8 protein-coding genes are annotated in these 9,994 nt (G+C 67.8%); 2 read left to right on the forward strand and 6 right to left on the reverse strand.

Translation table 11 applies throughout. The features are described 5' to 3' along the window. Positions 1 to 6: 6 nt before the first annotated feature. The 6 genes from V6D00_05970 to V6D00_05995 form a co-directional block, all read right to left on the reverse strand. Positions 7 to 2,151: a chemotaxis protein CheA gene (locus V6D00_05970; GenBank protein ID HEY9898710.1), complete on the reverse strand. Its 2,145-nt coding sequence runs from the start codon at positions 2,149 to 2,151 to the stop codon at positions 7 to 9. Further along, the gene (locus V6D00_05975) at positions 2,148 to 2,453 is read right to left on the reverse strand and encodes an STAS domain-containing protein (GenBank protein ID HEY9898711.1); all 306 of its coding nucleotides are present in this window, start codon (positions 2,451 to 2,453) and stop codon (positions 2,148 to 2,150) included. The genes V6D00_05970 and V6D00_05975 overlap by 4 nt, the downstream gene beginning before the upstream one ends. 15 nt (positions 2,454 to 2,468) lie before the next feature. Further along, positions 2,469 to 2,837 (reverse strand): response regulator, encoded by a 369-nt coding sequence (locus tag V6D00_05980; GenBank protein ID HEY9898712.1) that lies wholly within the window; start codon positions 2,835 to 2,837, stop codon positions 2,469 to 2,471. Positions 2,838 to 2,849: 12 nt separating this feature from the next. After that, the gene (locus V6D00_05985) at positions 2,850 to 4,184 is read right to left on the reverse strand and encodes a methyl-accepting chemotaxis protein (GenBank protein HEY9898713.1); all 1,335 of its coding nucleotides are present in this window, start codon (positions 4,182 to 4,184) and stop codon (positions 2,850 to 2,852) included. 20 nt (positions 4,185 to 4,204) lie between these two features. Then, positions 4,205 to 5,938, reverse strand: coding sequence for an EAL domain-containing protein (locus V6D00_05990; protein HEY9898714.1), 1,734 nt, complete (start codon positions 5,936 to 5,938; stop codon positions 4,205 to 4,207). A gap of 237 nt (positions 5,939 to 6,175) precedes the next feature. Beyond that, complete coding sequence (locus tag V6D00_05995) at positions 6,176 to 7,921, reverse strand: ATP-binding protein (protein HEY9898715.1); 1,746 nt, start codon at positions 7,919 to 7,921, stop codon at positions 6,176 to 6,178. A 253-nt stretch (positions 7,922 to 8,174) separates the two neighbouring features. Between V6D00_05995 and V6D00_06000 the strand changes: the two genes are divergently transcribed. Continuing rightward, on the forward strand, positions 8,175 to 8,786 hold the full coding sequence (locus tag V6D00_06000) for a response regulator transcription factor (GenBank protein ID HEY9898716.1): 612 nt from the start codon (positions 8,175 to 8,177) through the stop codon (positions 8,784 to 8,786). Between the two features lie 234 nt (positions 8,787 to 9,020). Further along, a partial coding sequence (locus V6D00_06005) for a hypothetical protein (protein HEY9898717.1) occupies positions 9,021 to 9,994 on the forward strand: 974 nt, incomplete at its 3' end.

The raw sequence follows: 9,994 nt of genomic DNA on the forward strand, positions 1-9,994 counted from the left end.
GTTCTCCTACTGGGCTTGAAGGCGGGGATCAGAGGCGAGCGCCTCGCGGTGGGTTTCCTTGTGGATCAGGGCCGGGACGTCGAGGATCAGGGCGACCTCGCCCGTGCCGAGGATGGTGGAGCCGACGATGCCCTTGAGGCCGGAAAAGAGGGGACCCAGGGGCTTGATGACGGTCTGGAACTCGCCCATCAGGGCGTCGACGACCAGGCCGGAGCGCTGGCCACCCGCCTGGATCACGACGATGCTCTCTCGGCCGGTGGCGGCCCCCGGGATTCCGAAGGTCTCCCGGAGGCGGATGAACGGCAGCACGGTGCCGCGCAGGTTGACGTAGTGACGATCGGCCTCCGCCTTGGCGTCGGGCGAGAGCTCCAGGCACTCCACCACGTGGTCCAGGGGGATGACGAAGGCCGCGTCCCCGACCCCCACCAGGAAGCCGTCGATGATGGCCAGGGTGAGGGGAAGCCGGATCCGGAAGGTCGAGCCCTTGCCTGGCACGCTCTCGAGCTCGAGGGTCCCGCGCAGGCGGGTGATGTCGCGCTTCACGACGTCCATGCCCACGCCGCGCCCCGACAGGTTGGTCACCTGATCGGCCGTCGAGAAGCCCGGCTCGAAGATCAGCTGGTGGATCTCGTGGTCGCTCAGCGCCTGGCCAGGGTGGACCAGGCCGCGCTCGACGGCCTTTTCCAGGATGCGGTCCCGATCGAGCCCCTTGCCGTCGTCGGAGACCTCGATCACGATCGAGCCCGAGTCGTGGAAGGCGTGGAGCCTGACGTGGCCCCTGCCGGGCTTGCCCGCGGCGAGCCGGACGTCCTCGCGCTCGATGCCGTGATCGAGCGAGTTGCGGACCAGGTGGGTCAAGGGGTCGCCGATCATCTCGACCACCGACTTGTCCAGCTCGGTCTCCGCGCCGCTGATGATGAGCCGGATGTCCTTGCCGAGGTCCCGGCTGACGTCCCGGACCACCCGCTGGAAGCGGTTGAAGGTCGCGCCGATCTGGACCATCCTCAGCTTGAGGGCGCTCTCTCGCACCTCCTCGACCAGCCGCGAGAGGGCCGAGGCGGCCTCGGGCAGGCCGGTGACCTCCGAGCGCTGCGCCAGCTGATGGGTCCCGGCTCCTGCGGTCACCAGCTCGCCGATCAGGGTGATGAGGTGGTCGAGCTTGGCGGCGTCGACCCGGATGGTGTTGTTCTCCTGGGATCGGGCCTCGGCCACCTGCTTTTGCTTCTGGAGGGCCGCGTCGACCACGGGCTGCTGCACCGCCTGGTGCTCGACCAGGATCTGGCCCAGGGGCGGGGGGCTGGCCTCTTGCTGGGTGCGCAGCCCTTCCTCCAGCTCGTGGCGGGTCAAGGCGCCGCTCTGGATCAGGATCTCGCCGAGCCGCATGTCGCCCTCGGGCAGGGCGTTGATGTGGGCGATGCAGTCGCTCACGCGGCTGTCGGGGGGCAGGATGGTCAAGCGGCAATCGTCGCGGACGAACTCGAAGACGCCCTCGATGGTCTCCTTGTCCGCTCCGGTGGCGAGGGTGATCTCGAAGCCGAGGTAGCAGCTCTCGGGGTCCATCTCGGCCGCCTCTGGGAGGGCGTCGTCGATCAGGGTGAGGGCGACGATGTCGCCGAGGGTCGAAAGGTAGCGAATGAACGAGGCCGGGTCCATGCCATTGCGGAAGACCTCGCTGCCGAAGCGCAGCGACACGTGCCAGTTGACGCGCGCCGGGCGTGCCTGCTCGGCGGCTTTCGGCGCGACGCTCGCATGGTGGCCGGGGGCGCCAAGGTGTCCCTCGAGGCGCCGGATGAGGGTCTCTTGCTGGGTCCGAGCGTCGGGATCGAGCATGGGCTCGGCTCCGACCCGGGTGATCAGGTGGGAGATGTGGTCCCCGCACACCAGCAATAGCGCGATCAGGTCCCCGTCGGCCGGGAGCCTGCCCTCTCGGACGTGGTCGAGCACGTTCTCCATCACGTGGGTGAAGGCCACGAGATCCTCGAAGCCGAAGAGCCCCGCGGATCCCTTGATGGTGTGGGCCGCGCGGAAGATGGCGTTGATCGCCTCGTCGTTCCCGGGCTCGCTCTCGAGGACGAGCAGGGCCGACTCCATCTCGCGACACAGCTCCTGGCACTCGGCCAGGAAGGTCTGAAGCACCTGATCCAGGTTCAAGCGTGTGCCTCCTCGTGATTGGCCCGGATCCCGTAGAGATCCAGGAGGTCATGCACCGTGGGGCTCGTCGGTCCCAGGCGAACGGTCTTGCCCATGCGCGCGGCTTCCTTGCGCACCAGCAGGATGAGCTGCGCCCCGGCGGAGTCGATCTCGGTGACGCCCGAAAGGTCCAGCTCGAGCGCGTCGAAGGTCGAGAGCGGGGCGAGCAGCTGGTCCTTGAGCTCGAGGGCGGTGTAGATCGTCAGGTCCCCGTCCAGGGCGATCAGGCCGTCCGCCTCGCGGGGTTGAATGGCGATGGGCATGGGCGATTCCTCCTGCTAGGGCAAGATGAGCTTCTGGACGGCCGCGAGCATCTGCTGCGGCTGGAAGGGCTTGAGGACCCAGGCCTTGGCGCCGGCGGCCTGGCCTTCCGCCTTCTTCGAGTCCTGGCCCTCGGTGGTCAGCATGATGATGGGGACGAACTTGAGGGCGGGTTGCTTCTTGGCCTCCTTGACGAAGGTGATGCCGTCCATCCGCGGCATGTTCACGTCGGAGATGATCAGGTGCACCTTGAGACCCGCGAGCTTGTCGAGGGCGTCCTGGCCGTCGCAGGCCTCGACGACCTCGTATCCCGCCCCCTTGAGGGCCATGCTCACCACCTGGCGCAGGGTGGCAGAGTCGTCGACGATGAGGATGGTCTTTGCCATGGTGGTCTCCTGCTAGAAGAAGGTGATCTCGGTGTCGGACTGGGCTGCGAAGGCCTGCCCTGAATGGTTGATGCGCTGCTCCTGGGTGGTGTAGGTGGCCTCGGTGCTGCGCAGCCAGGCGGCGAGGTCACGGGCGTCCGGGCGCTCGAGCAGCCCGGAGAGGTCGTTCAGGCCCGCGCGGGTGTGGCCGAGGATCTGGCTGACGCGGTCCTGGAACTGGAGCGAGACCATCATGGCGGCGATCTCGTCGCGGATGCCCGCGCTCTCGCGCTTGAGCTCTTCGGACGATTCGACGAGGCGGCCGGTCAGGCCGCTGAAGCGCGCGAGCACCTCGTGGATGGTCTGCTCCGAGCGCGCGACGCTCGCCGCGTCCTGGGCGACGAAGCGCGCGGCCTGGCCCTGCGCGTCGAGCATGGCCTTGCGGATGATGCCGACCTTCTGGTTGATGCTGCTGCCGGTGTCCTTCGAGCGCGACGAGAGCTTGCGGACCTCGTCGGCGACCACCGCGAAGCCGCGGCCGTGCTCGCCGGCGCGGGCGGCCTCGATGGCGGCGTTGAGGGCCAAGAGGTTGGTCTGCTCGGCGATGTCCTCGACCGCCTCGGACATCTCGCGCAGCTCGTCGGTGTAGCCCGCCAGCGTGGCGATGCTGCCCAGCATCGTGTCCCGGACGGACATGGCGTCCTTGAGGGAGGCGACGATCGCGCTGAGCTCGGACTCGCTCTGCTGCAGCACGCGCAGCATGCCGTTCTCGCTCGTCTGCCCAGGCTCGGAGGCGTGCGAGGCGGCGACCGCGGCCTCGAGGCGCCCGATGAGGTTCGAGAAGCGAACGTTCAGGGAAAGGATGGCCTCCTCGGACTGGTCGCAGGCCGTCTCGATGTGGCGCGCCCAGATGGGCAGGACCCCCCGGAAGGAATCGACCACCTCGAAGGCGTCGGACGCGGCGGGCACGGCCGCCTCGATCACGGGAAGGCAGACGACCTCCTCGACGGCGCTCGGGAGAGCCACCTGGCTCGCGAGCTTGTCCTCCACCAGGCGCAGGGCCTCGACGACCGAGGTCTCGCACATCGCGTCGAGGCGAGCGAGCAGGTCCTGGGAGATCGCGCCGCGCAGGAGCATTTCCTGGCGCGCCTGGGCCTCGGAGAGCCAGGCGACCACGATCGAGGCCTGCCGCGCGTTCCACCAGGCGGTGGCGCCGGCGGCTGCCGCGAGGAGGGCGATCGCCGCCACCAGCGCGCGGACGCTCAGCCCCGCGCCGGCGAGCACCGAGAGGGCGCCGAGCGCGGCGAGGGCAAGGGAGAAGCGCCAGGTCGCGCTGGCGAGGCGAGGCATGGGGTGTTCGGCTAGCATGAAGAAACCTCTCGGTCGGGTTAACCGGCGATCGCCGGGTTCACCAGGAACGGCGCCGTTCGCAGGAGGTCCTGGAAGGCGTCCGCCGGCACGGGACGGCTGTAGAAGAAGCCCTGGACCTCGTCGCAGCGCAGCTCGAGGAGCAGGTCGCGCTGGGTGACGTCCTCGACGCCCTCGGCGACGACGTGCATGCCCAGGTGGTGGGCCAGATCGACGATCGCGCGGACGATGGCCGCGGAGCTGCGATCGGTGGTCAGGTCGTGGATGAAGGATCGATCGATCTTCAGGGCGTGGATCGGGAGGCGCTTGAGGTAGTTGAGCGACGAGTAGCCCGTGCCGAAGTCGTCGATGGACAGGTGAACCCCGCGCGCGTGCAGCTCCTCGAGCATGGATGCGGCCTTGGAGAGGTTCTCCATCAGCAGGGACTCCGTCAGCTCGAGGTCCAGCAGCTCGGGGCTCAGGCCCGTCCGAGCGAGCACCTCCGCGACGTTCGACACCAGCTGGTCGTGCTTGAGGTGGCGCGCCGAGAGGTTGATCCCCATGCGGATGGTCGGCAGGCCGTCCTTTTGCCACGCGAGCGCCTGGCGGCAGGCCGTCTCGAGCACCCACTCGGTGATCGGCACGATCAGGCCCGTCTCCTCGGCGAGCGGGATGAACTGGGCCGGGCTGATCATGCCGAGCTGAGGGTGGTTCCAGCGGATCAGCGCCTCGGCGCCCACGATCCGAGCGTCGCTCAGCCGGATCTGGGGCTGGTAGTGGATGACCAGCTCGTTGTTCTCGATGGCCTTTCGCAGGTTGCTCTCGAGCGTCAGGCGCGTGGCGATCGACCTGGAGGTGTCGCGGGCGTAGAAGGCGTAGCTGTTGCGCTCGTCCTTGGCCCGGTACATGGCGGTTTCCGCGTGCTGGAGCAGGGTCTCCGCATCGCTTGCGTCCTCGGGGAAGAGGCTGATCCCGATGCTGGGGGTCAGGAAGACCTCCTGCTCGCCCAGGCGAAACGGCTCTTCGAACAGGGCGAGCAGGCTCTGTGCGGTCGTCGCCGCCGCGGTGGCGTCGCCCGGATCGTCGAGCACGAGGCCGAACGAATCGGAGCCGAGGCGCGCCAGGGTGATGGGCTCGGGGAAGCGAAGCGCCAGGCGCCTGGCGACCTCCTGGAGGATGGAGTCGCCCGCCGCGTAGCCGAGCGAATCGTTGATCCGCTTGAAGAGGTCGAGATCCGTCAGCACGACCGCGGCCGGGCGCTTGAAGTGCTGGGCGACGCGAATGGCCTCGTCGAGGCGATCCAGCAGGAAGGGTTTGTTGCCAAGCCCCGTCAGCCGATCCGTGTAGGCCATCGAGAAGAGGGTCCGCTCGGTCAGCCGGCGCTGGCTCACGTCTCGCACCGTGGCGACGATCAGCTGGGTGTCGTCCATCTTCAACGGGCTCATGCTGATCTCGACGGTCAGCTCGTGAAGGTCCTTGCAGATGGCCGTCTGGTCCTGGCTGTCGCCCATGCCCCGGCGATACGGGGCGGCCTGGTACTTGGTGCGGTGGCCCCGGTGGTTCTTTCGGGAGGCCGCGGGGACGAGCACCTCCACGGGCCGGCCCACGAGCTCGCCCTCCTGGTACCTGAACATCTGCTCGGCATGCCGGTTGCACCAGATGATGAGCCCCTGCCGATCGACGATCAGGACGGCGTCAGGGGTCGCCTCGAGGAGCGCCTCCCATGGGAGGCGCGAGAGGGTTTCCCGGAGCGAGGCATCATCCGGTTGGTGCATCACTTCGAAGCTCCTGTTCGCGCTGCGATCGCCGAGGATGACACGGCGATGAGCCGGTCGGCAGTACTGCTTGCCTGAATCGCGGATCGATTATCCGCTCAGGTGGCGCGCTCGAACAGGGGTCATATGGTTCAAAAACAGCCGCAACGAACCATTCCGACTAGGCCATTTGACCTAATAGGCTCAGGATGTCTTTATTGCCGTTCGCGCTAACGGCAAGTCCGTCAGCGCCGCGGACTAGAGCGGGAGCGCGAACCAGAAGCGGCTGCCGCTTCCCAGCGTGCTCTCCACGCCGATGGTGCCTCCGTGCGCCTCGACCAGCGCCTTGCAGATCCCCAGGCCCAGCCCGGTTCCTCGCTTTTCCTGGCCGGCCTTCAGCTGAACGAAGGGCTCGAACAGCCGGTCATGGTCCTCGGGGCCGATGCCGATCCCGGTGTCCGCGACCTCGCAGACCACCCGGTCCGGTTCGCGCCACACCCGCAGGTCGATCCGCCCCCGGACCGGAGTGAACTTGATGGCGTTGCCGACGAGGTTGAGCAACACCTGGATGATGCGCTGGTCGTCGGCCACCACCAGGGGCAGGTCCGGCTCGAACGCCATCCCGACCCGGATCTCCTTCTCGCCTGCCTGCGGGGCGAGCAGGGACAGGGCCTGCTGGACGGTGGCTTCCAGCTCGATCGGGCGCCTGAGAAGCATGAGGCTGCCCGCCTGGATCTGGCTCATGTCCAGCAGGTCGCTGACCATGTGCTGCAGCGACTGGGCGCTCCAGCGGATGCGGTTGAGGGATTCGCGCTGCTCCGGGGCGATCGCCCCGAACAGGCCCTCGGTGAGCAGCTCGACGGAGCCGGTGATGATCGTCAGCGGCGTCTTGAACTCGTGGGAGAGGGTGTTGAGGAACTGGGTCTTGAGCGCGTCGCTCTGTCGCGCCAGGGTGGCCTGCTCTTGCAGGCGCAGGTTGGCTTCCGCGAGCTCATGGGTCCGGCGTCGAACCTCGGCCTCGAAGTGGCGGTTCTGATCGCGCAGGGCCTGGTTGGCGCGTTCCAGGGCCTCGCGCTTGTGCGCGAGCTTCGCTTCGGTGCGCTTGCGGGCCGTGATGTCCTCGATCATCGCCAGCACGACGCGCGGCGCGCCGACCCGCTCCGGCAGAAGGGTCGCGCTCACGTGCGTCCAGATGTCCTTCCCGCCCTTGCCCAGGTAGCGCTTTTCCTCCCGGATGGAGGAGCGATCCCCCGCGAGGAGCTCGCGAAAAATGCGCGCGCTCCTGTCCCGGTCGTCCGGGTGGGTCAGGCTCTCGAGGGTCATTCCCCCCAGCTCGGGGCCTTCGTAGCCGGCCATCTCGGCGAGCGCCGGATTGACCTTCAAGAGGCGGCTCTGCGAATCCATGAGCGCCATGCCGAAGGGGCTCGAATCGAAGATCATTCGCAGGCTCTTCTCGCTCTGATCCAGCTCGGCGATGGCCTGGTTGAACAACAGCGATTGCCCGACGAGGGCCCCCAGCGCCTCCAGGCTGGCCAGGAGTTCGCCGTCCGGGGGCGTGATCTGTGAATCGGCGAAGAACGCGACCCCGACGAAGCGGCCCTGGTCGCGCAGGGGGAAGCCGATGGCGATCCGCAGCCCCGCGGTGGCAGCCGCCTCGCTGCGCGGAAACAGGCTCGCGTCGGAAAGCGAAGGCAGCCAGCACACCCGCTGCTCCTGCCAGACGAGGCCGGGCAATCCCGCCCCCTTGGAGAGGAAGAGTTGCCGGCCGAACGAGACGAAGCGCGCAAGCGCCGCGGAGTCCTCGTGCCACGCCTCGATCAGGCGCAGGCCCTCGCCGGTGGGATCCAGCAACCAGGCTTCGCCGAGGCACCATCCCATGGTCTCGCAGATGGCCCGCAGGATGGCGGGCACGGTGTCGCGATGCGACCGCGACTCGAGCAGCGCCATGCCCACCGCGTATTGCAGGCGGCATCGGCTATTGGTTTGCTCGCGCTGTGTCGTCATGGCTACCTCGCCGCGGCCTCTCCTGGTACGGCACTCCCCTCATTAAATCGCCTCTGGGCCCAGGCGTGAAGCGTAGTTCCCCCGCATCAAGGGGGCGCTCTCTTCACGATACGCTTGCGAGCGGCTCCCGAGAGGCCCGCATCCGTGAAGGAGTCTTCACGTTGGGCCTTGAGATCAGGAGCTGGGCGAGGGATAATGGGCGCGAGCCGGGCCCCCGCTTCTGGGGTGCCAGCTCGTTGCGAGATACCGCACGATGGCCAACACGATCCTGATCGTCGACGACGAACCCGACATCCTCGACATTCACGCTACCTGGCTGCGCAACTCGGGTTACGAGGTCCTGCAGGCGGTGAGCGGGGCCGAGGCGATTTCCCTTGCCAAGCAGCGTGCGGTGGACGTGGTGATCACCGACCTGCGCATGCCCGGCCTCTCGGGGCTCCACCTGCTCACCATCCTCAAGGAGATCGCCCCGAGCATCGAGGTCGTCCTGCTCTCCGGGCAGGGCACGATGGAGGATGCCATCGAGGCCCTGCGCGAGGGACGGGCCTTCGACTTCCTGCGCAAGCCCCTGTACGATCTCGGTCGGCTCAACCTCACCATCGAGAAGGCCCTGAAGCGCCGCAGCACCCACCCTGCCCCGGCCGGCGAGGTGCGGCCGGTCGTCTCACCCGATCAAGTCCTGAGCGTCAGGGAGCGCGAGGTCCTCAACCTGGTGGCGCAGGGCCTGGAGAATCGCGAGATCGCGGGGCGCCTGAGCATCAGCGACAAGACCGTCAAGAACCACCTCGCCCGCACCTACCAGAAGCTCAACGTCTCCAACCGCACCCAGGCCGTCACGCTCTGCCAGCGGCTGGGCCTGCTCTAGCGCGGCCTCGCTTCGCTTGACGGTGCGCCGTTTCTTGGGTACGCTTGAGCGTAGAATCCCTGGATGAAGGGGAGTAGCCGCCGGTTTACCGGATGATGGGGCCGCCAAGCCCAGGGCTCAAGCGCCCTCGGTCCCATCGACGAGCATGAGTGTCTCGGGAGCAAGACCTTCGCCGTTGCGTGCTTTTTTGCGCGCAAGGCGAGTCTGGCTCCCTTTTTCTTTGCGGGAGGTCGCGTGGATATCTTCTTGAGCCTGTTCTGGGTCCTGCTCTCCATGGGCGGGATCATCCTCGCCTGCGAGGCCTTCACCAACGCCATCGAGTGGCTGGGCAAGAAGCTCAACCTCTCGGAGGGCGCGGTCGGCAGCGTGCTGGCCGCCGTGGGCACGGCGCTGCCCGAGACGATCATCCCCATCATCGCGATCGTGGGCGCCTGGACCGCCAAGGACGCCGCGGGGACCCATGCCGGGACCGACATCGGCATCGGCGCCATCGTCGGCGCCCCCTTCATGCTGGGGACCCTCGCCCTGTTCGTGACGGGGGTCGCCATCGTGGTCTTCACCCGACAGGGGCGCCGCGACGAGAAGGTGCTCGCCGACCCGAAGGTCCTGAAGCGCGACCTGCGCTTCTTCCTGATGACCTATCCCGCGATCATCCTGGCCTCGTTCATCCCGAGCCATCCCGTCAAGGTGGCCCTCGGCTTCGCCCTGATCGGCCTCTACGGCTTCTACGTCTACCAGACCCTTCAGCAGCCCGGCGAGCTGGGCGAGGACATCGCGCCGCTCTACCTCTACCGCAAGGGCGACCCCAACCTCGGCGTGGTCATCGCCCAGGTCGTCTTCAGCCTGCTCGGCATCATGATCGGCGCCCACTTCTTCGTGCACGAGATCGGCCACCTGGCCCACGCCTTCAACATGTCCCCCCTGATCCTCTCCTTGGTCGTCACCCCCATCGCCACCGAGCTGCCCGAGAAGTTCAACAGCGTCATGTGGGTGCGGGTCAAGAAGGACACCCTCGCCTTGGGCAACATCACCGGCGCGATGGTCTTCCAGAGCTGCATCCCGGTCGCCGTGGGCCTGTGGATGACCCCCTGGGAGCTGGGCAAGGACAGCCTGTTCAGCGCGGCGATCGCCGTCGTCGCGGCCGCCGTCCTGTACTGGGAGGTCACCCGCAAGAAGGGCCTCACGGCCTTCTCCCTGATGCTCGGGGG

This window comes from Pantanalinema sp., assembly GCA_036704125.1.
Classification (GTDB): domain Bacteria; phylum Cyanobacteriota; class Sericytochromatia; order S15B-MN24; family UBA4093; genus JAGIBK01.

What these genes read in the sequence shown, in the direction of transcription:
- V6D00_05990 (HEY9898714.1), bottom strand. Translation starts at nt 5,938, where the DNA reads ATGCACCAACCGGATGATGCCTCGCTCCGGGAAACCCTCTCGCGCCTC.
- V6D00_05995 (HEY9898715.1), bottom strand. Translation starts at nt 7,921, where the DNA reads ATGACGACACAGCGCGAGCAAACCAATAGCCGATGCCGCCTGCAATAC.
- V6D00_05980 (HEY9898712.1), bottom strand. Translation starts at nt 2,837, where the DNA reads ATGGCAAAGACCATCCTCATCGTCGACGACTCTGCCACCCTGCGCCAG.
- V6D00_05975 (HEY9898711.1), bottom strand. Translation starts at nt 2,453, where the DNA reads ATGCCCATCGCCATTCAACCCCGCGAGGCGGACGGCCTGATCGCCCTG.
- V6D00_06000 (HEY9898716.1), top strand. Translation starts at nt 8,175, where the DNA reads ATGGCCAACACGATCCTGATCGTCGACGACGAACCCGACATCCTCGAC.
- V6D00_05985 (HEY9898713.1), bottom strand. Translation starts at nt 4,184, where the DNA reads ATGCTAGCCGAACACCCCATGCCTCGCCTCGCCAGCGCGACCTGGCGC.